This is a genomic window from Alteromonas sp. LMIT006, assembly GCF_024300645.1.
Lineage (GTDB): Bacteria > Pseudomonadota > Gammaproteobacteria > Enterobacterales > Alteromonadaceae > Opacimonas > Opacimonas immobilis.
In genome coordinates, this window is the sequence record NZ_CP101291.1 from 1,365,389 (window position 1) to 1,386,984 (window position 21,596).

At 44.5% G+C, this 21,596-nt stretch carries 23 protein-coding genes; 19 read left to right on the top strand and 4 right to left on the bottom strand.

Annotated features, from left to right (window positions below; translation table 11 throughout):
• The first annotated feature begins 11 nt into the window (after positions 1–11).
• The 6 genes from ispH (at position 12) to NLG07_RS06415 (ending at position 7,024) form a co-directional block, all read left to right on the top strand.
• Positions 12–956 carry a 4-hydroxy-3-methylbut-2-enyl diphosphate reductase gene (gene ispH / locus NLG07_RS06390; RefSeq protein WP_254854641.1) on the top strand — a complete coding sequence of 315 codons (945 nt, stop codon included), beginning with the start codon at positions 12–14 and terminating at the stop codon, positions 954–956.
• A 115-nt stretch (positions 957–1,071) separates the two neighbouring features.
• Positions 1,072–1,695, top strand: a complete 624-nt coding sequence (locus NLG07_RS06395) for a prepilin-type N-terminal cleavage/methylation domain-containing protein (RefSeq protein WP_254854642.1) — start codon at positions 1,072–1,074, stop codon at positions 1,693–1,695.
• Complete coding sequence (locus NLG07_RS06400; protein WP_254854644.1) at positions 1,695–2,534, top strand: PilW family protein; 840 nt, start codon at positions 1,695–1,697, stop codon at positions 2,532–2,534. Before NLG07_RS06395 ends, NLG07_RS06400 begins: the two co-directional genes overlap by 1 nt.
• Positions 2,534–3,100, top strand: coding sequence for a PilX N-terminal domain-containing pilus assembly protein (locus NLG07_RS06405; RefSeq protein ID WP_254856824.1), 567 nt, complete (start codon positions 2,534–2,536; stop codon positions 3,098–3,100). The genes NLG07_RS06400 and NLG07_RS06405 overlap by 1 nt, the downstream gene beginning before the upstream one ends.
• 58 nt (positions 3,101–3,158) lie before the next feature.
• On the top strand, positions 3,159–6,515 hold the full coding sequence (locus tag NLG07_RS06410) for a PilC/PilY family type IV pilus protein (RefSeq protein WP_254856825.1): 3,357 nt from the start codon (positions 3,159–3,161) through the stop codon (positions 6,513–6,515).
• 38 nt (positions 6,516–6,553) lie between these two features.
• On the top strand, positions 6,554–7,024 hold the full coding sequence (locus NLG07_RS06415) for a type IV pilin protein (protein ID WP_254854645.1): 471 nt from the start codon (positions 6,554–6,556) through the stop codon (positions 7,022–7,024).
• Between the two features lies 1 nt (position 7,025).
• Here NLG07_RS06415 and NLG07_RS06420 read toward each other — a convergent pair whose 3' ends face one another.
• Positions 7,026–7,574: a GspH/FimT family pseudopilin gene (locus NLG07_RS06420; RefSeq protein WP_254854647.1), complete on the bottom strand. Its 549-nt coding sequence runs from the start codon at positions 7,572–7,574 to the stop codon at positions 7,026–7,028.
• A gap of 171 nt (positions 7,575–7,745) precedes the next feature.
• Here NLG07_RS06420 and nadE point away from each other — a divergent pair, with 171 nt between their 5' ends.
• Both nadE and NLG07_RS06430 read left to right on the top strand, forming a co-directional pair.
• Positions 7,746–8,582, top strand: a complete 837-nt coding sequence (nadE, locus tag NLG07_RS06425; protein ID WP_254854648.1) for an ammonia-dependent NAD(+) synthetase — start codon at positions 7,746–7,748, stop codon at positions 8,580–8,582.
• Between the two features lie 8 nt (positions 8,583–8,590).
• Entirely contained in the window at positions 8,591–8,929 is a 339-nt protein-coding gene (locus NLG07_RS06430) for a P-II family nitrogen regulator (protein ID WP_254854649.1), read from the top strand.
• Between the two features lie 79 nt (positions 8,930–9,008).
• Here NLG07_RS06430 and NLG07_RS06435 read toward each other — a convergent pair whose 3' ends face one another.
• Positions 9,009–9,500 (bottom strand): peptidylprolyl isomerase, encoded by a 492-nt coding sequence (locus tag NLG07_RS06435; RefSeq protein WP_254854651.1) that lies wholly within the window; start codon positions 9,498–9,500, stop codon positions 9,009–9,011.
• 26 nt (positions 9,501–9,526) lie between these two features.
• Positions 9,527–10,414, bottom strand: a complete 888-nt coding sequence (locus tag NLG07_RS06440; protein ID WP_254854652.1) for a folate-binding protein YgfZ — start codon at positions 10,412–10,414, stop codon at positions 9,527–9,529.
• 150 nt (positions 10,415–10,564) lie between these two features.
• Between NLG07_RS06440 and NLG07_RS06445 the strand changes: the two genes are divergently transcribed.
• Positions 10,565–10,816 (top strand): succinate dehydrogenase assembly factor 2, encoded by a 252-nt coding sequence (locus tag NLG07_RS06445; RefSeq protein ID WP_254854653.1) that lies wholly within the window; start codon positions 10,565–10,567, stop codon positions 10,814–10,816.
• A 326-nt stretch (positions 10,817–11,142) separates the two neighbouring features.
• The gene (locus NLG07_RS06450) at positions 11,143–12,084 is read left to right on the top strand and encodes a MaoC/PaaZ C-terminal domain-containing protein (protein ID WP_254854654.1); all 942 of its coding nucleotides are present in this window, start codon (positions 11,143–11,145) and stop codon (positions 12,082–12,084) included.
• Here the strand turns inward: NLG07_RS06450 and nadB are convergent.
• Complete coding sequence (nadB, locus tag NLG07_RS06455) at positions 12,003–13,643, bottom strand: L-aspartate oxidase (RefSeq protein WP_254854655.1); 1,641 nt, start codon at positions 13,641–13,643, stop codon at positions 12,003–12,005. The two genes, NLG07_RS06450 and nadB, sit on opposite strands and share 82 nt — an antisense overlap.
• Positions 13,644–13,806: 163 nt before the next feature.
• Between nadB and rpoE the strand changes: the two genes are divergently transcribed.
• The 9 genes from rpoE to pdxH all read left to right on the top strand — a co-directional run bounded on the left by rpoE (position 13,807) and on the right by pdxH (position 21,584).
• Positions 13,807–14,388 carry an RNA polymerase sigma factor RpoE gene (gene rpoE, locus NLG07_RS06460; protein WP_254854657.1) on the top strand — a complete coding sequence of 194 codons (582 nt, stop codon included), beginning with the start codon at positions 13,807–13,809 and terminating at the stop codon, positions 14,386–14,388.
• Between the two features lie 15 nt (positions 14,389–14,403).
• Positions 14,404–14,967: a sigma-E factor negative regulatory protein gene (locus NLG07_RS06465; RefSeq protein ID WP_254854658.1), complete on the top strand. Its 564-nt coding sequence runs from the start codon at positions 14,404–14,406 to the stop codon at positions 14,965–14,967.
• Between the two features lie 21 nt (positions 14,968–14,988).
• Complete coding sequence (locus NLG07_RS06470) at positions 14,989–16,014, top strand: MucB/RseB C-terminal domain-containing protein (RefSeq protein WP_254854659.1); 1,026 nt, start codon at positions 14,989–14,991, stop codon at positions 16,012–16,014.
• Positions 16,015–16,536 (top strand): SoxR reducing system RseC family protein, encoded by a 522-nt coding sequence (locus tag NLG07_RS06475; protein WP_254854661.1) that lies wholly within the window; start codon positions 16,015–16,017, stop codon positions 16,534–16,536. It begins immediately after the preceding gene.
• Positions 16,537–16,607: 71 nt separating this feature from the next.
• Positions 16,608–18,404, top strand: coding sequence for a translation elongation factor 4 (lepA, locus tag NLG07_RS06480; protein ID WP_254854663.1), 1,797 nt, complete (start codon positions 16,608–16,610; stop codon positions 18,402–18,404).
• Complete coding sequence (gene lepB, locus NLG07_RS06485) at positions 18,404–19,306, top strand: signal peptidase I (RefSeq protein ID WP_254854664.1); 903 nt, start codon at positions 18,404–18,406, stop codon at positions 19,304–19,306. The genes lepA and lepB overlap by 1 nt, the downstream gene beginning before the upstream one ends.
• On the top strand, positions 19,303–20,019 hold the full coding sequence (gene rnc, locus NLG07_RS06490; protein WP_254854665.1) for a ribonuclease III: 717 nt from the start codon (positions 19,303–19,305) through the stop codon (positions 20,017–20,019). Before lepB ends, rnc begins: the two co-directional genes overlap by 4 nt.
• Positions 20,016–20,930 (top strand): GTPase Era, encoded by a 915-nt coding sequence (era, locus tag NLG07_RS06495; RefSeq protein ID WP_254854666.1) that lies wholly within the window; start codon positions 20,016–20,018, stop codon positions 20,928–20,930. The genes rnc and era overlap by 4 nt, the downstream gene beginning before the upstream one ends.
• A gap of 12 nt (positions 20,931–20,942) precedes the next feature.
• Positions 20,943–21,584 (top strand): pyridoxamine 5'-phosphate oxidase, encoded by a 642-nt coding sequence (gene pdxH / locus NLG07_RS06500; protein ID WP_254854667.1) that lies wholly within the window; start codon positions 20,943–20,945, stop codon positions 21,582–21,584.
• Positions 21,585–21,596: the final 12 nt, after the last annotated feature.

Below are 21,596 nucleotides of genomic sequence, written 5' to 3' on the forward strand. Positions count from 1 at the left end.
GGATGAATGTGATGCAGATCCAATTAGCAAACCCCCGAGGTTTTTGTGCTGGTGTTGACCGAGCTATCACGATTGTAGAACGCGCCTTAGAGATGTTTCCGCATCCCATCTATGTGCGTCACGAGGTTGTCCATAATAAATTTGTTGTGGATGGTCTTAAGGCTAAAGGCGCGGTATTTGTTGCGGAACTCGATCAAGTACCAGATGACTCGATAGTGATTTTTTCTGCTCATGGGGTCTCCCAGGCGGTGCGCAAAGAAGCCGATAGACGAGGGCTTAAGGTATTCGATGCAACCTGTCCATTAGTCACCAAAGTGCATATGGAGGTTACTCGAGCAAGCAAGCGCGGAACGGAATGTATTTTGATTGGTCACAAGGGCCATCCCGAAGTAGAAGGTACCATGGGGCAGTATGACAATCCCAATGGTGGTATTTATTTGGTTGAAACCGCAGAAGACGCTCGTGCACTACAAGTCAAAAATCCAGATGATTTGTACTATTGCTCACAAACAACGTTATCGGTCGATGATACTGCCGATGTCATTGATGCCCTGCGCGAAACCTTTCCAAAGATCGATGGCCCGCGTAAAGACGATATCTGTTATGCGACGCAAAATCGCCAAGATGCAGTAAGAGATATGGCACAACAGTGCGATCTGGTACTGGTTGTGGGAGCCACTAATAGCTCAAATTCAAACCGCTTACGTGAGCTATCAGAAAAGCTAGGTACACGTGCTTATCTAATTGCCGATGCTGATGCAATAGATCCAAATTGGCTAAATAATTGTTCTCAAGTTGGTGTCAGCGCAGGGGCATCAGCGCCAGAGATTTTAGTACGCGGAGTCATAGAGCGTCTGCAGGATTTAGGCGCTGGCGACGTTCAAGAGCTCTCAGGTCGCGAAGAAAACATCGAGTTTGCAGTTCCCAAAGAACTACAAGTTAGACAAGTCAATTAACCCCTTTCTTTTGGCCGGTTGTTTTAGAGCTGGCCATACTTAAGCACCGTTTTTTATACCCATTTCAATCTTATTGCGTCATATATTTAGTGTATGGTCGCAACGGGTATTGGATATGATTCGTATAAAATCACACGCGCAACAACGAGGCATCGGCATGGTCGAAGTCTTAGTGACTATGGTGATTTTGGCTGTTGGTCTACTTGGGGTAACGAATTTGCAGTTTGCTGCAGCCAAACACAATTCGGATGCGCTGGCCAGAACGCAGGCGATTTTGGCACTCGAGCAATTCACTGAACGCTTACGGAGTGCTGCGGTAGTGGGTTCTACAGGGGATGCCTTAGTACTCCCTGAAAAATATTTTGACCAGAGTTTGTATCAGTTTGGTCATTTATCTTGCAGCACTGGAGAAAGTCCTTATTTTTGTTACTGTGATGCCTTTCCAGGGGCTTTGACGAATTGTCATGCCTTAACCTGTGACCTAAATCAAACCGCAATTTTTGATATTTACCAAGCTTCTTGTCAAGTGGTCCAACACAATCCTGCAGCCGAACTATCGATGCAGTGTATTGATAATGATGCGACAGACAGTTTGAGCTGTAGTGGTGGCTCTCGACATATTCTTATGGTGCGCTGGCCTTCACTACCCTGGCAAAATCAAGCTCAGTTTCTGTCTACACTTTGCAATCCAAATGAGAGCGATCAATACGCTTGTGTGACTCAAGAGGTCTTTTTCTAATGGTAAGATCCATAAAAGCCCGAGGCTTTTCTTTAGTTGAACTCATGGTGGCCATGACATTAGGCGCTATTGTGAGTGTGACGATCATCCAAATTATGGTGGGCAATTCAGTCACGCAACAGCTCAACCGTGCCCTAGCATCTTCTCAAGAAAACGGCCGCTTTATTATCCATCGCTTGCGTCAAGATGTTTTGCACACCGGTTTGTACAATGAATTAGCAGGTAAGCTAGACCATTCAGTAGATATCGCAGAGGAAGCCATATTTGTTCGGCAGCATCCTATCATTATGCCAAACACGTTTGCCAGCTGGTCAACACTTGGCATTATTGATAGGGATAGTTCTGGCAGTGACGAGCTTGTGATCACCAGGCAACACACTCGAGATTGCCGTGGCTATAGCTTAGGTTATTCTGTTGCTACCGAATTTCCAGTTGTGAATCAATATTATGTGGAAGACGAAACCTTGCGTTGTCGGGGCTTTGACTTACGGGTTTTGCGAGGACAAAAAGTCGCCACCGGACACAACCGTCACAATAGTATTGCATTACTTCAAGGAGTTGTGAGTTTTCAAGTGCTCTACGGATTAGGAGATGCCAATACCGGACAAGTGAATCGTTATGTTACGGCAAGTGAGCTATCGGATCCCATGCAGGTAGTGGTCTTACGTATGGCTGTATTATTGCGCAGCCCAGAGACGATAAATGTGAGTAACACACATGACTTTATCATCCTCGATAATTCTGCAATACAACCAAGCGGTAATCACATTTATCGCCAGTTTGAAACAAGTGTGACCTTGCGCAACGCTCGCTATCAATTACAACGTGGTGAAATATGATGAAACAGCAACGCGGTATGGTGTTGATTTTTGCTTTGGTGGTGTTACTGGCGCTAACGCTCTTGGGCCTTGCGGCACTTGGGAGCAGTACTCTACAACAAAAAATGGCGGTCAATTCACAACAGCAAGCGTTGCTATTTAATGCCGCTGAGGCAGCACTTGCCGGAGTAATGTTTGAATCGGAAGACGAACAATTATTAGCAGATGATACGTTATTAGATCCCATCAGTGAGGCACGACAAGGGGATAGTTTGGATCCTACTTCGCAAGCTTTTAGCTGTTTTATTGACCAAGGATTTCCTAGCCGCACGGTAACCAGTTCAGGGTTTAGCCCAGGGACAAAGCATCAACTGAGCGGCACACAGGATTCGCAAAATCGCTTGCAGAGTTGGTCACGTACCGCGTTTGTTCGAGAACAAGCCTGTCGTGGTTCATCTAATGTCATTGGGGGGAGTCATATTCGTTGCCATGTTTTCATAGTACGTGGATGCGGTCAGTTAATTGGTAGCGATTATGCTGTCGCGAATATGATGACAGTTACGGTCTTTGCACCAGTTTCACAATAGAAAGAGGTAGAGATATATGTCAGTTCAGTGTAAGCGCATAAGTCAAACCTTGTTGACTATGACATGTGCTGGTCTATTAAGTGTCGCTGTTAGCCTATCGAGCTGGGCAAGCGATCTAGATATCTATCTTGGTTCTGGCAACGATACGGTAACTTATAAGCCCAATGTACTTTTTATCATAGATACATCTGGCTCTATGTCAAACCAAGATGGAACAGGTAAAACGCGATTGTTTCGAGTGCAACAGGCGCTCAATGAAGCACTCTCTGGTGCAACAAATATCAATGCGGGATTGATGCGTTTTTCCAATAAAGGTGGTCCGATTCTCTATCCAGTGACTGATATCGACCGTTTTGTGCCACCTCAGTTGATTGATACAGTTCAATCTGGGGCAGATGATGCCACATTTATCAATGGTGAGATGCAAATTTCGACCCATCAATTGCAAATTGCACTCGGTACACAAACGGTTACGACAGGCCTGCGTTTTCTAGAGTTGAACATTCCACAAGGCGCACAGATCACCAAAGCGTCGTTGCGTTTTGCATCCGCTTTTATCAACAGTGAACCAGTAGAAATCAAGATCTATGGCGAATTGAATGGTGATGCTCAAAATTATGCCGTAGGAGCCGCGGTGCATGAACGGGCTAAAACCACTCACTTCGTGGAATGGAACAGCGATAATATCTTTTCTTTTTCTGGAGAATATATCAGTACACCAGATATCACGAGTGTGATCCAAGAAGTCGTCAATCAATCCTCATGGTGTGGACGCAACAATATCGGATTGATTATTGTCGCCAAGGGTCTGAATGCCGGTGTTTCACGAGCCGCCTACGCTTTTGAGCAGGACAATGGACTGGCGCCTCAGTTAGTCGTTGAGTATGATGATACAACTGCTACAGGCTGTGTGGCAGGAACGATGACCTACCAAATAACAGGTCAAGGCGAAAATGCAGAAGAACGTGGTAATGGACATCAAGCCACTGGTAGCGAACTCACCTTCCAAAATACTTCGAATGAATACATCCCGAGTCCTACGAGCTACCTTTCCCCTGTGACCGACCTGCAGTGTCAAACCAATAATCACATCGTCTTGCTCTCTGATGGTGAAGCGAATAACAATCATAGTGTAAGCAAAATTCAATCATTGCTTGGCAAAACGTGTCAGTCTAGTAGTGGTGAACCTTGTGGTTTCGATTTGGTGCAAGAGCTTTCTCAGACCAATACTTCACCTATCAATGCAAGAGTGATCACTCATACTATTGGCTTTGCGGCTAATGCAACCGCCAATAATTTTCTCAATCAACTGGCACTCAAAGGTGGCGGTGGTTTTTATCAAACTGATAACTCGGAAGAGTTGGTTGATGTATTTCAACAAATTTTGCGCACTGTCAAAGATGTCAATGCAACATTTGTATCACCAGGCGTTGCAGTGAACCAACTCAATCGCTTAACTCATCGCGATGAATTGTATTTTGCTCTGTTTAATCCTTCTGAGGGCACATTATGGCCAGGCAATCTCAAGCAATATAAAATTCAAGGAGATACTATTTTGGATCAAAACAATGCCAATGCGGTTGATGGTTCAACCGGGTTCTTTTCTGAATATGCGCATTCATTTTGGTCCACGCTAGCCGATGGGAATGCTGTAGGCGAAGGAGGTGCTGCAAGTAAGCTTGGGCTTTCTCGGAACATTTACACGTTTTCGACACCCGGTAATATAGTGGCACCTGAGAATCAACTCCACGAAGACAATACGAGCATCAACACTACGGATTTAGCTCTCGGAGCATTACCTGAACCGGACACTTTGCGCACTCAAGTCTTAAAATGGGCTCGAGGGGTGGATGTACGTGATTACGATGGTGATGGTAATGTCACTGAAGTGCGTAGACAAATGGGTGCCCCGATTCATTCACAACCTGTGATTGTCGATTATGGCACAGATGATAGTGCGATCTTGGTGGCGACCAATCACGGGTTTTTGCATTCATTTGATGCGACCACTGGAGCAGAAAATTTTGCGATCATCCCACGTGAATTACTGAGTAATTTGTATGACTTTTATCAGGATGGTTCAAGCTTTAACCATATTTATGGCTTAGATGGTTCGTTGGTCTTGCGCAGGGGTGGGGATAAAACGTATCTGTATGTTGGGATGCGGCGCGGTGGACAAAACTACTACGCGTTTGACATCAGTGAGAAAGACAACCCCAAACTAGTATTTAAAATAAAAGGCGGGGAGGGGGATTTTACTCAACTTGGTCAAACCTGGTCACCGCCCACATTAACCAAAATCAAGATTAGCGATACGATCCGAGATGTGATGATTATCGGTGGAGGCTACGACGATAGCCAAGACGATAAGTTGTTGCGAGCACCGGATAGCCAGGGTAATGCAATATACATTGTAGATGCTAACACTGGAGCTAAGATACTTACGATCAGTCAATCCGCTTCAGACCTAAATGAGGCATCAATGTTGTATGCCATACCAGGTCGTATATCGAGTATCGATCGCGATAGCGATGGCTTAGTCGATCACCTATATGCAGCCGATATGGGTGGGCAGCTATTCCGTTTCGATATCTACAACGGTGAGACTGGTGCGAATTTGATAAAAGGTCAGCGCGTTGCGGATTTGGGTGGTGATGACGAAATGAACCATCGTCGTTTTGTTTATGGCCCTGATGTAACAGAAGTCATAGGACAAGGAAAACCGTATTTCGCCATTGCGATTGGTTCAGGTCATCGTGCCGATCCACTTGGCCAGACAATCGATGATAGATTTTATATGCTTAGAGATGAGGGCGTTTTTAAGCGAGACGAATATGGTCGTTTTCGTTTCTTTGACTCAGTGTTAAGCGAATCAGATTTGTATGACGCAACCGAACATTTATTAAACTCTAACGACAACTTAGTTCTAGAACACGCGATAAGTGAGCTAAACAGCAAAAACGGCTGGCGCTTTTCGCTCACTCGAAACGGTGAAAAAGTTTTATCCTCGCCATTATTACTGGATTATCAAATACTTTTTACCACTTTCACTCCCTCAGCCGGAAGCGATAGTCTATGTGCACCGCCAACGGGTCATTCCAGAGCTTATTTAATCGATCTCTTTACAGCCAATGCGGTTACGGATTTAGACAGTGGCGAAACTATTGATGTGTATGATCGCTCGGCACAGTTGAGTCAAACTGGGATTGCATCAGATCCCAAAATGTTGATTGAAAATATTGTGACCCCTGTAATCTGTATAGGGGCAGAGTGCGAGTCAGCTGTGTTTGAATATGATAATGACGGCAATGAAATTGCATGCCAAAGCGAGTTTGCCTGCTTAGTTCGCAATATTTATGGCCGCTTTAAACGTGTACAACAACAGTCTTGGCGCACTGATATCGAACGTCAGTAACCAAAGCCTGTTATCAAAGTATAGAGAGGGTAGCTCTTATGAGTAGCTTAAAAGTCACTGGGTTTAGCCTGATTGAATTGATGATTGTGATTGCCATTATTGGGATCATTGCCACAGTGGGTTTTCCTAATTACCAAACTTTCACTCAAAACGCGGGTCGTGTGGCAGCTCAAGCTGATTTGATGTCTTTGGCAGCAGCCTTAGAGCGTCACCGTGCCAGTCAGTTTAATTATGCAAAGGCTGCGAGCGGTTCTGCGGATACTGGGCCACCTGCCATTTTTCATGCATATTCACCCAGTAACGAAGCTTCGGAGAATAAACTCTACGACTTGACTATTAACAGTGTTGGCAGCCAAGGACAAACTTATATGCTCAAAGCGACACCTGTAAGTTCTGCAGCGAATGCAAATACTGGTGCGTTGTATTATTTTTCAGACGGTCGGCAGGCTTGGGATCAAAATAATGATGGCGTCATTGCTGGGAATGAATATTGTTGGCAGTGTGATTAAGTTAGTCAGAACAGCTCAAATTCACACCCGAATTGGTTTCATGAATGCCGTCATTATCGCTATCTAGGCTTGTAGAAATCCGTCCTTGCAAAGAAATAAATATGGCTCGAGCATATTGATTATCCTCAGATTGATCGCAAAACAATACGGTACTTGGTGATGCGCTTAAGCCACTCATATAAAACCTTACGACATCACTTGAGCTTGTTAGTGTAACGCCAAAAGGCACGATAGAAAGTGTTTGCAACAATATTTCTGTCGCATCCCTTTGATTGTTACCATTGGTGTCGACAAAGATCATCTTGGCTTGCCCCCAATCTGCTACACAGCCAGTATAATCTAACGTAGGACAAATACTCACATCCGTCATCTGAGTGATTGCATGACTTTTGGCAAACTGTAAAGAGGCACTTGTCGCATTAAACGAAGCAATAATGCGTTGCTGTAACAACAAACTTTGCGTGCCTGGCACGACAAGAGTAATTGCAATAGTGAGTATGCTGATAGTGATCATGATTTCGATAAGTGTTAGGCCACGTTGACGTTTCATACATAACTCCTGTTTTTTGTATTTAAGAATTGATTCATTTGCATCTATAATATTAATGCAATATGCATGCTTTTTAGGTATGCTAGAAAGTAGACTTAGTTAACAATGAATACCTATAAAAACAACGCTAAAGCCTAGTTTTGGTTTGAGTTAAACAATACAGGAATGGTTATGATCGCCAGCGAAATTATCGCAGAAATGCGTGTTCTTCCCCAAATTGATCCTGACTTTGAAGTCAAACGCCGTGTATCATTTATCAAACAACAACTTCTTGCATCACCATGTAAGCATTTGGTGTTAGGGATCAGCGGTGGAATTGATTCATGTACTTTAGGGCGGTTGGCGCAACTTGCCGTAGATGAACTTAACGCAGAACAACCTGAACAATCCTTTGCTTTTGTAGCGGTCCGCTTACCTTATGATACGCAAGCAGACGAAGCGGACGCGCAGGACAGCATCGCCTTCATTCAGCCTACGCATCAAGTAGCAGTGAATATCCAAGCGGGTGTTGAAGGGATACATAATGCAACCTCTCAGGCACTGAACGATGTCAATTTGTTGCCCGATTCGGCGACCAAAATAGATTTTGTCAAAGGAAATGTTAAAGCTCGTACTCGAATGGTTGTGCAATACGAAATTGCTGGTATGCTTAACGGATTAGTCCTAGGTACTGATCACAGCGCAGAAAATATTACGGGTTTTTATACCAAATACGGCGATGGAGCTTGTGATTTGGCACCGCTGTTTGGCTTGAACAAACGTCAAGTTCGTCAAATCGCTGCATACTTAGGTGCCCCGGAACAGGTTATTCACAAAGCGCCTACAGCTGATTTAGAATCGCTTAACCCACAGTTGGCAGACGAGCAAGCACTTGGCCTCAGTTATAATCAAATTGATGATTTCCTAGAGGGGCGTAAAGTTGAGCCTGAAGTGGCAGACAGACTGATTGCGATTTATCAAAATACACAACACAAACGGGTACCTATCCCGACTATCTATGATGAGTGAGAACACACATGAAAAAAATTGAAGCTATCATCAAACCTTTCAAAATGGATGACGTACGTGAAGCGCTAGCTGATGTTGGCATTAACGGCATGACCGTCAGTGAAGTGAAAGGCTTTGGACGTCAAAAAGGACATACTGAATTGTACCGCGGGGCAGAATATCAGGTGGATTTTTTGCCTAAAATGAAAATCGAAATTGTCGTGACTGACGATGCTGCAGATCGTGCCATTGAGGCTATCGTGTCATCTGCACAAACAGGCAAAATCGGAGATGGTAAAATCTTTGTCTATAACGTTGAACAAGCCATTCGCATTCGCACCGGTGAGCAAAACGACGAAGCGGTTTAATACTCCTAGCCCCCTTTAAAAAAGCCTGAACGATGAATATGTTCAGGCTTTTTTTTGTTAGCTAAGTCGATGACACGATTTAGTGGCTGTGACCACAACCACCTGCGCCATGAGCGTGGCCATGAGCAATTTCTTCCTCTGTGGCGGCGCGCACGTCAAGCACTTCAACATTGAAGACCAAACTCACACCAGCTAAAGGATGGTTACCATCGACAACGACCTCTCCTTCATTGACATCAATGACCATGACAGTTTGCTCACCTTCGTCGGTTTGCGCACGAAAGGTCGTACCCACTTCGATCTCATTGTCCCCAAATAGTTCTTTAGGCACCGTTTGTACCAGTTGCTCATGACGTTCTCCATAAGCATCTGCTGGCTCAACATCAACGGCAAACGTGTCGCCTTTTACCTTACCTTCAAGAGCATCTTCTAAGCCTTTGATGAGATACTGACTACCTTGCAAATGCACCATAGGTTCGGCATTGCCATTGCGTGATGAATCGATTTCGGTGCCGTCTTGTGTCGCGACGGAATAATGCATGGTGACAACGGTATTGGGGGCAATAATCATGTTCAGTTATATTTCCTGTATTAAAGTTATTCTTCGAGTGCATAAGGCAACGCTTCGATAGAAAACGTTACATCAGGTTCGTCTTTCAAGCGTAGCACAGTATCATGAGCTAGGTCATTTGGCAAAACTGCCATGGCAAACGTCGCATCAGACAGCTGGCTGTGATTCAACACTGCGCCCGCTCGGCGCCAGTTTTCACCAATAGCATACTCCAATATAGCTCCTTGGTTTAATGCGATAGACTGGGTACTAGAGATGATAAAACCAGCGCGTTTATTTTTGCCAAGATACTTGGTTCGAGCTACGACTTCCTGCCCCATATAGCAGCCTTTTTTGAAGTCAATTGCGTTGGTGATGCATTGCATATTGAACATTTGTGGCACGTATTCGTTGATTGTGTCATCAGCAACAAACGCGATCCCTTGTTGTATGAGCGTCGCATTAAATAAAGACGTTACGTCATTTGTGGCGGGTTGCTGAATGAGAGAAAGGGTCAGATTCTCTGGTAGAGTGATAGAAATATCTGAGGTACGTTCAGATACCTGCCAAGCATCCAGAGCCGTTTCAGATTGTTTGATGGCGGCACACTCCCATTGAGATGAAACGTCTTCTATTTCTACTTTTGAAAAGACAGCGTATTTTTTGAGCTCCGCCATTGAGGCGAGCGCTGCACTAGATGGTGCAATGAGTAATAGCTTATCCTCTAATTTCGCGAGGACGAAGACGGCCCATGTTTTGCCTTTAAAATCACAATGGGCACCTAAACAGGCGTGTGCATCGGGTAACGCTGCCACGTTACAAGTGACTTGGCCATGTAAATACTTGACGCGCTCCTCTCCGCTGATTTGAATGACACTATAACCTTGGACTGCGCCAGACCAGGTTTGTTCGAGTTGAGAGTGAGTGCATGGCATAATAGTCTCCTTAAAAACACTATTAAAATTGGGTTTAAACTGAGAAATTCAATCTGTAACGCAAGTTTTTTTCAAACTAGACCAAAGCACTGCTGATTCTAAAGTGTTTTTTGGTATACTGAGTTGGATTTGTAATTCATTAGAGATACTATGTTTACTGAAAAAAGACTCAACCGACTCAAATGGGCTTGTCGTCGTGGCATGTTGGAACTCGATGTATTGTTTTTACCATTTGTAGAGCAGGGTTTTCCCGATCTAGATGACGAAGGCAAACTCGTTTTTGAACGTTTGCTTACTTGTGATGATCCAGATTTGTTTGCTTGGTTTATGGGCCATCAGACATGTGAAGACAAAGAACTTGCTGGTATGGTTGATCACATCCTAGCACGGGTTAAAGTTTAATCAGGGTGCGCGTCGAGGCTCCTGAACCGCGACGCATCATTGCTTGTGCTTGGTTTGCATGGCCAATTGTCTTCACTCTTCACATTGAACGTTTATTCATATGCTATCCTCTGCAGGACAAGCGACAACCTTACCTGATCTATCGCGGCGCGAGAGTGCGTATAATGAGGTCAAGCCGTTTTCTACAAGAGATTGTTTGGCTCGAATTAGAAGATGTTGTAACAAGCAATCAATATTTTATTATCCTGACTCGATGGCAATGCTCGGACAGAACGTATCGTCGCTTGACCAAAATAATAAAACAATCCAACCACGACAGGTGAGCAGTGCTGAAGTATTTTTTCAAAAAATCCCATCCAAATGTCGCTAAAGGACTCATTGCGCCAACGTTACCAAAAACGCATCATTCTGAAACGCTTAACCTTACGACTCGTGCTGACCATATTCAGCAATACCATGATGCTTTTCACTGGCCCCAAGCACTCTCTGAGTACCTTCATCCCGCGTATCTGGCAATGCACGCTTTGCAGGCACAAGCTCCGCTGATCCTCAATCCCGCTCAGCCTTTTGCCGCGATGGGTCTGGTGCATATGAGTAATTTCATGCATTACACACGTCTACCTAAATGCGATGAAACGTTAGCAATTAGGTGTGAGTTTGGGGAACTTTGGGAGCAAAAACGAGGCTGGGTATTCACCGTCATTACACAAGCAACTGACCAATCAAAAAACGTAATTTTCAACCTTGAATCGCATTATTTATCCAGAGCGAAACACCGTTGTCACAGCGATGATATCCCAGCCTATGCCCCAACAAAAATCGCCATTCCTGAAATGGATTCTGTGGCATATAAGCAAATAATGTGTGCCTTGCCCGCAGATTTGGGAAGGAAATACGCGACACTATCAGGCGATTACAATCCCATACATTTGCATCCTTGGTTATCGCGTTGGTTCGGCTTTAAACAGCCTATTATTCACGGTATGTGGAGCAAGGCTCGAGCCTTGTCTGAAATTGCGCAAACGTGGTCGCAAGAGAGCCCTCGATTGCCAATCAATTGTTCGGTCCAATTTACCGATTTTATCCCGCTTCCCAATCGAATTACCTTGCATCAAATGCAAGATACTCAGCGAACTGTCTTACTTGGGTTACCTGAAGGGGGGGTGGTAACGCAAACGCATCGACCTTACTTTGTAGTCGAAGTCGACTTGGCCAATGCGCAGGGAGATAATATAGTTGGAGATGACGAAGCTAGCGTGTCTGGATAATCTAAGTTGTAATGCAAGCCACGAGATTCTTTGCGTTGCATGGCACACAGTACAATTAAACGAGCGACGGTTACTAGGTTACGCAGTTCGAGTAAATTATTACTGATGCGAAAGTGGCTGTAGTATTCGTGAATTTCTTGTTGCAGTAGCTCAATTCGTCGCAAGGCCCGTTGCAGACGTTTGTCCGTTCGCACAATGCCAACATAATCCCACATACACAAACGTAACTCATGCCAGTTGTGTTGGATGATGACTTCCTCATCAGAATCAGTGACTCGCGACTCATCCCACGAAGGAATAACTTCGCTGTAATGCGCATTGGCTAGCTGTGGCAAAATATGTTCAGCTGCGGAACGCGCATAAACAATGCATTCAAGTAATGAATTTGATGCCATTCTATTCGCGCCATGTAAGCCAGTATACGCGACCTCACCTACAGCATAGACATTACTTATGTCTGTTTGTGCATTGCGGTTAGTGACAATCCCGCCACAGCTGTAATGCGCTGCGGGCACAACAGGAATAGGTTGCTGCGTTATATCAATCCCAAGAGAGCGACACTTGCGATAGATATTGGGGAAGTGGCTAACAATAAAATCCGCTGGTTGATGTGAAATGTCGAGATACATACAATCTGCACCGAGACGTTTCATCTCAAAATCGATGGCTCTAGCGACAATATCACGTGGCGCCAAATCTCCTCGCTCATCGAATTTGTGCATAAATGGGGTGCCATCAGGGTGAACTAATTTGGCCCCTTCGCCACGCAATGCTTCGGTTATCAAAAAATTACCTGCATCAGGGTGATATAAACAGGTCGGATGAAATTGATTAAACTCCATGTTGGCAACGCGACATCCCGCTCGCCAAGCCATTGCAATACCATCGCCACTGGCTACATCTGGATTAGAAGTATACTGGTATACTTTTGACGCGCCTCCGGTCGCTAAGATAACAAAGCGCGCTTGGATCACATCAATATGTTTGGTTTTGCGATTATAAACATAGGCACCGAGGGCATGGGCATCACGGTGTTTGGACATGATCAAATCCACGGCGTTGTATTTTTCAAAAAGATGGATGTTTGGATGCTGAGCAACCGCGTCAACTAAGGTGTCTTGTACGGCAACGCCGGTAGCATCTGCAGCATGTAAAATGCGTCGATGAGAATGACCACCTTCTTGGGTTAGGTGATACTCAGAGTTTTTACCTGGCTCATTACGTCGGTCAAAAGGCATGCCCTTGGCAATTAACCACTCCATTGACTCTTTGGCGCGAGATGCGGTGAAACGCACAGATTCCTCATCACATAAGCCAGCTCCGGCAATTAGGGTATCTTGTACATGAGATTCTACAGAGTCTTTTTCATCAAATACCGCTGCAATTCCGCCTTGCGCATAACGCGTTGAGCCTTCGGTGACATCGGCTTTACTCAACACGATCACATTGCTAGCGTCGGCCACACTTAATGCCAAACTCAAACCGGCAGCACCACTACCAATGATCAATACATCGCAATTGTGTTGTACAGACACTGAACAATTCCTTGATAAACCCATCAAAAATAGGGATTCAATACTAAATTAAACCGTCAAAATCGCAAGTGTTATGGATTTTTTTTCAAAAAAAGGTGCTTTTTGTTGAACTTAAGGTGAATATATTAGTCCATAACAGTGCTTGGACGAGGCCTGGATAACATAAACTATAGGAGTGTGGGCTCGAATGAGCGAGCAGTTGACTGACCAACAACTTGTTGACAAAGTGCAACAAGGCGATAAGAAAGCCTTTAATTTGTTGGTGTTAAAATACCAAAATCGAGTGAGCAGTTTAGTTGCTCGTTATGTGAAAAATTCGGGTGATGTAGCAGATGTGACGCAGGAAGCTTTTATCAAAGCTTACCGAGCTCTACCTAATTTTCGTGGTGAGAGTGCGTTTTACACATGGTTATATCGCATAGCGGTAAACAGTGCGAAGAATTATTTGGTGTCGCAATCACGCAAGCCACCTGCTAGCGATGTCGATGCCCAGGAAGCTGAGTTTTATGAAGGTGCTGATGCACTCCATGAGAATTCATCCCCAGAACGCAGTTTGTTGACCAAAGAAATTGAAAAATATTTGTATCAAGCTATTGATAAACTTCCGGATGAATTGCGTATGGCAATTACGCTTAGAGAGATGGAAGGAATGAGTTATGAAGATATTGCTAGTGTCATGGAGTGTCCAGTTGGCACAGTGCGCTCGCGGATTTTCAGAGCAAGGGAAGCAATTGACGCAGTGATTGCGCCTTTGATGAATAATGCTTAATTAATAGGATTAACTATGGGTAATAAGCAAGAACAGTTATCAGCATTGGTCGATGGACAGATGCAGGCTACTGATAGCTTGACACTAGACGATGTTTATTCTGATGATATGATGCTACAAAAGTGGCAACGCTATCACACCATTGGTGATGTCATGCGTGGTGAATCCGTGACGGTTGCGGATAATAGCTTACTTGACCGCATTGCTGATGCGTTAGACGATGAGCCAACGGTCTTAGCCCCTCGCTCAAAACGCAAAACGCTAAAAGACAACGTTGTTACCTTGTTCAAGCAATCCTCTCAGTTTGCGGTGGCTGCTGGAGTGGCAGCTGTGATGATTCTGGGTGTGCAAAACTACAATCAAACTGACGTGCAACCCTTTATGACGGCGCCAACATCTGGTCCTCAAGGTGCGCTTGCACCGGTTAGTTTGTCGCAAACTCGCAATATTGCAAATCCGGATAGACAAGCTGTAGTTGAGCAACGGAAACGAATAAACGCATTACTCGTTGACCACAAACAACAATTGCAACGCAATACTGTGAGCGACGAGACAGAAGAGCCTGAGCAGCAACCATAGCTGAAATGATTCTGAGGTTTTATGAAAAAAACTCTTAAACTCAAATTCAAGTTTTTGGATTTGAGTTTCTTATTTTTAACTATCTTATCTTTGAGTTTTACAGGTCATGCTCAGACCCATTCGAATGACATCAGTACAGTCGCTCCGGATGAGTCTAAGCCAGCAATGACGGCAGAGTATGCGTTATCAAAGTTAGTCAAGGCAATGGAGCAAACTAACTACGATATGTCTTTGATCGTCTATCGCCCTGGCAGTGAGCCGATACCATATGTATGGCGACGAGGCACACTGGATGGTGAGCGTGTTGAGCTACTCAATGAGCTTAACGGACCAGGCGCTCAGATAATACGGTTTGGCAAAAAGGTCAGTTATTTTGAAGCGGACAAGCCTGCTTATACTCTGGCTCAAGAATACGTGAAAGGCCTATTGCCACATAACCTATTGCATGCTCCCGAGGCTTTCTCTCAAGCGTATGATGTCATCTATGTTGGGCGTGCCCGTGTGGCCGGCTTAAGCACCCATCAATTGCGCATTGTGAGTAAAGACAAATCGCGTTATAGCTATGCCTTGTGGCTAGATGAGGCGAGTTTCCTGCCACTTAAATTTTCAACGTTTACCTTAGAAGGGGAGTTGTTAGAACTTGTTCAGGTCACACACCTCAATGTAACAGATGAAGCACATGCAGATTTTGCTCAAGTAGAACGGGGCACCTTGCCTCCTGTTCAACATCTCAACCCGTCCAAAAACTTTACTTTGCAGTGGACAATAAGCAAACTTCCAGTGGGGATGCAAGAAGTTCAAAAACGCGTAACTCGTCTGGGTATTACCGGAGAATTAGTCGAACATTTGTTGCTTTCTGATGGATTAGTCGATGTTTCCGTTTATTTGCAACCTTCGGGTGAAGTGGCACAGGAAGATGTATTATTACGCAACCAATCGGATACCTTTTTGGCGCGAGTGAAGGATAACGTTCAGGTGACGGTGATTGGTAAGATCCCCGCACAGACGGCAAATACGATTATGCAGTATATTAGGATTAAGCCCTAAATGTTGGAAGAACAAGGCATTATCAAGGCGATTGACACGACCTCTGATGGTAAAACTGTGATTGCAGTGCAGACGTCAGTCAAAACTACGTGTGGCACTTGCGCCGTTAAGTCATCTTGCGGGACGAGTGCACTTGCTGAGTATTTTACACCTAAAGCGGATGTGTTGTATTTTGCAACAGAGCAGCCGGTTGCGCTTGGGCAAACAGTGTCGTTAGGCATACGTGAACAACATATTTTGTTGGCTTCTTTCTTAGTGTACACATTGCCTTTATTATGGTTTGTTGGTGTGGTCGTTGCCCTCCCCACGGTGTTTGTTGATAGCATTTTAGGGGATGAATTGATCGCGCTTATCTTTGCTTTAATGACAACCTTCGTTGTGTATCGAATGATTAAAGTCTACCTCAAAACACATGAAGAGAAATTTGCGCCACAATTGTGTCATGTTCTACCTGAACAAGGTGTACAAAAGAGCGCACAAATCCCTATCGCACAATTATCAGATAATGTAACAAAAGACTAATTTTGTCGCTTTTAGCCCTGTAAACCGATAAAATAGTGATAATTTGATAAATTGAGTTTTGTTACAACAATATGCTTCATAAAAATATCCGTAATTTCAGCATCATTGCCCACATTGACCATGGCAAGTCAACTCTTTCTGACCGTTTAATTCAACACTGTGGTGGCTTATCAGAGCGGGAGATGGCAGCACAAGTACTCGATTCGATGGATTTGGAGCGTGAGCGAGGTATTACGATTAAGGCGCAAAGCGTGACCTTAAATTACACCGCGAATGATGGTGAGACGTATCAGTTGAACTTCATCGATACGCCTGGACACGTCGATTTTAGCTATGAAGTATCGCGCTCGTTGGCTGCTTGTGAAGGCGCTTTGTTGGTCGTTGACGCTGGACAGGGCGTTGAAGCCCAAACCCTGGCCAACTGTTACACTGCGATTGAAATGGATCTTGAGGTAGTGCCAATCCTGAACAAGATCGATTTACCCCAAGCTGATCCCCTGCGTGTTGCAGAAGAAATTGAAGATATTGTCGGCATCGATGCACTCGATGCAGTGCGTTGTAGTGCCAAAACCGGTATTGGTATTGGCGAAGTCTTAGAAGAAATCGTCGCCAAAATTCCTCCTCCAGAAGGCGATCCTGACGCGCCACTAAAAGCGTTAATTATTGATTCGTGGTTTGATAATTATCAGGGGGTTGTATCTTTGGTTCGTGTTATTGATGGTGAATTAAAAGCCAAAGACAAGATCCAAATCATGTCAAATGGGCAGACCCATATTTGTGATAAGGTAGGTATTTTTACGCCAAAACAAAACGACACAGGCGTTATCCGCAGTGGCGAAGTGGGCTTTGTGATTGCCGGTATCAAAGAAATTCACGGAGCGCCGGTGGGAGATACCATCACGCTAGCGAACAAACCAGCTAGCGAAGTCTTACCAGGATTCAAAAAAGTCAAACCTCAGGTATATGCTGGATTGTTCCCTGTTTCGTCTGACGAATATGAAGATTTTCGTGACGCACTGGCTAAACTCAGTCTTAATGATGCATCACTCTTTTATGAGCCAGAAAGCTCGGCGGCTCTGGGTTTTGGCTTCCGTATCGGCTTCTTGGGCATGTTGCACATGGAAATTATCCAAGAGCGTCTGGAGCGTGAATACGATCTAGATTTGATCACCACTGCTCCTACGGTTGTGTACGAGGTGATTACCACAAAAGGTGAGACCGTATACGTTGATAATCCATCTAAGTTGCCGCCAATTAATGATATTGAAGACATCCGAGAGCCCATTGTTGAGGCTAATATTTTGGTGCCTCAAGAGTTTTTAGGGAATGTCATTACGTTATGTGTTGAGAAGCGTGGCTCGCAAACAAATATGGCATATCACGGTAAGCAAGTCGCGGTAACCTACGAATTACCTATGGCAGAAGTCGTGTTGGATTTCTTTGACCGACTCAAATCCACTTCACGTGGATTTGCCTCATTAGACTACAACTTTAAAAAATTCCAAAGCGCGGATATGTGTCGTCTAGACATATTAATTAATGGAGAACGCGTTGATGCCCTAGCGGTCATAACACATAAAGAAAATGCACAATACCGCGGACGTGAACTTGTTGAAAAATTACGCGAGCTGATCCCACGTCAAATGTTTGATATTGCGATTCAAGCTGCGATTGGCAACCATGTTATCGCACGCAGCACGGTTAAACAGTTACGTAAAAACGTTATCGCCAAATGTTATGGTGGTGATGTCAGTCGCAAGAAGAAACTTCTCCAGAAACAAAAGGAAGGTAAAAAACGCATGAAACAAGTGGGGAATGTTGAGTTACCACAGGATGCGTTTTTAGCAGTACTCAAGGTAGGTAAATAATGGCTCAATTGTTTTCAATTTTTCTCACGTGTTTAGCGCTAGGTCTGGGTCTGATATGGCTTATTGATCATTTTTATTTTGCGCCTAAACGTCGTGAGGCGGCGGCAGCCTCAATGGGGATTGCGGTCTCTGAATTGAAACAAGAGCCAGAGTTGCCTTACATCGTTGATACCGCGCATCAAATATTTCCCATCATTGCGTTTATTGTGGTGCTTCGTTCGTTTTTGTATGAGCCGTTTCAGATCCCGTCTGGTTCTATGATGCCGACCTTGTTGGAAGGCGATTTTATTTTGGTTGAAAAATACACCTATGGTTTACGCGACCCGATTACACGAACCAAGTTTTATGACATCGATGATCCCAAACGCGGCGATATTTTGGTATTCAAATATCCACCCGATACGCGATTAGATTATATTAAGCGAGTGGTTGGGTTGCCTGGTGATCGCATTTTTTATCGTCAAAAGCAAATCACTGTGGTACCGGCATGTCCTACAGGCAGCGATTGCGCAAAACCTTTCTTGGTTGATTTAGAACCTGTAGAGAATACAGAGTTCTCACAAAATTTAGTCCCGCTCAATCGCTTTACCGAACAACTGGGTGAGGGCACTCATGATATCTTACAGCATCCAATTTACAGTGCGTCGCCTGCGCAATTTTATCGCCAACCTGGTACGGCATTAGATGAATGGGTCGTTCCAGAAGGCGAATATTTTGTCTTAGGTGACAATCGCGATAATTCTCGAGATTCGAGGTTTTGGGGATTTGTAAAAGAAGAGCACCTGGTCGGCAAAGCTGTCGCTATTTGGATGAGTTTTGATTTTGACCGAACGGAAGCGGACATTTTACCTACATGGATCCCATCGGGTGTACGTTTTCACCGTATCGGTGGTATTCAATGAAAAAAGCCCCACAAAAGGCAAATAACCCCGGCATTGAGCCGCTAACAATATTAATGAAAACAATTGGGTATGAGTTTAATAATCCCCAATTGCTCGAACAAGCGCTTAGACATAAATCGGCTGGTCAGCCCAATAACGAACGCCTTGAGTTTTTGGGCGATGCGGTGTTGGGGATGGTGATAGCAGATTATCTATTTAACACGTTCCCCAAAACAGCCGAAGGTCGACTTACTCGGATGCGCTCATCTATTGTCAAGGGAGAGACGCTTGCAGAAGTGGCTCGTGAAAAATCCCTAGGTCAATATCTATCTCTTGGTAGTGGAGAGTTAAAAAGCGGAGGTAAAAACCGCACGTCAATACTGGAAGACATGGTTGAAGCCATTATCGGCGCCATTTATCTCGATGGTGGCATGGAGCCCTGTCGTGCCATGCTTCTAGACTGGTTTGAACCAAGACTGAAAGTACTCGACCCCAAGCTTAATCCCAAAGATCCCAAAACTCAGCTACAAGAATATCTGCAAGCGTTAAAACACCCACTTCCTGAATATGATGTAGTGGATATTACCGGTGCAGAGCACAAGCAAACCTTTACCGTGAGTTGCACAAGTGTATTGCTGCAAGAATCGGTTGAGGCGGTAGGTAGCAGTCGTCGTAAAGCAGAGCAAGCAGCAGCCAAGCGAATGCTAGAATTATTATCAGTGAGACCATCATGACCACACAAAACAATGTACCACAAACTCAGTGCGGGATGGTTGCGATTGTAGGCCGGCCCAATGTGGGTAAGTCCACTATTCTCAATCGCATTATTGGGCAAAAAGTCAGTATAACCTCACGTAAGCCACAAACTACAAGGCATCGTATTTTAGGGATCGATACCGAGGGTGAGCAACAAGCCATTTATGTGGATACTCCGGGGCTTCACAACGAAGAAAAGCGAACAATCAACCGTTTTATGAATCGAGCAGCATCCAGTTCACTTGGTGAAGTCGGCTTGATTTTGATGGTAGTCGAAGGTACGCGATTTAATGACGATGACAAACTGGTGTTAGAAAAAGTCAAAGAATCGGGTTTGCCGGTTTGGCTTGTGGTCAATAAAACCGATAAGGTACAAGATAAAACCGAACTGATGACGCATCTGCAATGGCTTAACAGTTTATTTGAGTTTGCCCATGTTATCCCTGTGTCTGCCAAAAACAACAAATATATTAATGAACTGCGTGATTTGGTGATGGCGCAATTACCGCAAAGTGAGTTTTATTTTCCAGAGGAATACGTAACGGATCGCTCCAGTCGATTCATGGCTGCCGAAATCATCCGCGAGAAACTCATGCGCTATACCGGAGACGAGTTACCCTATTCGGTCACAGTTGAAATTGAGCAATTCAAATTAACTGAAAACGGTGTGTACCGTATCAATGGATTGATCTTAGTTGAACGTGAGACGCAAAAACGCATGGTCATTGGCAAGCAGGGCAAACACCTCAAAACCATCGGCTCTGATGCGCGACGTGAACTAGAAGAACTATTTCAACATAAAGTATTTTTAGAGTTATGGGTTAAGGTCAAATCAGGCTGGGCAGATGACGAAAGAGCTTTACGCAGTTTAGGTTATGGCGAAGATTAGGACAGGAAAACCATGAGTACATTCAATCAATATCGTCGTGAATACACACTTGCTACTTTGGATGAATCACAATTAACGGATGAGCCGTTTACGCTGTTTAAAACATGGTTAGATGATGCGATCAAAGCTGACATTCCAGACCCCAATGCGATGACGGTAGCAACAGTCGATTCGTCTGGTAGACCGTCGCAACGCATTGTCCTTCTGAAAGATTTAACCGAAGAAGGCTTTGTGTTCTACACCAATCTTGGTTCGCGCAAAGCACAAGAACTCAAACATAACCCCAATATTGCTTTACATTTTCCGTGGCATTTTATTGAACGACAAGTGCGTGTGTGCGGTGTCGCTGAGCCGTTATCTCGCGCCAAAGTGGCTCAGTATTTTTTTTCGCGACCCAAAGATTCTCAGTTAGCGGCCATTGCCTCTAAGCAAAGCCAGCCTATCTCGACCAAACAGGCTCTATTGACCCAGTTTGCCCAGCTCAAAGAAAAGTTCGCTCAAGGGGAGGTTCCATTGCCCGATTTTTGGGGCGGTTATCTTGTGCGTCCAGAACAAATTGAGTTTTGGCAAGGCGGTGAGCATCGTCTGCATGACCGCTTTGAATACACTAAGCTAGAAGATGCCAGCTGGACCATTCAACGCCTCAATCCCTAATGGTTGAAGCTG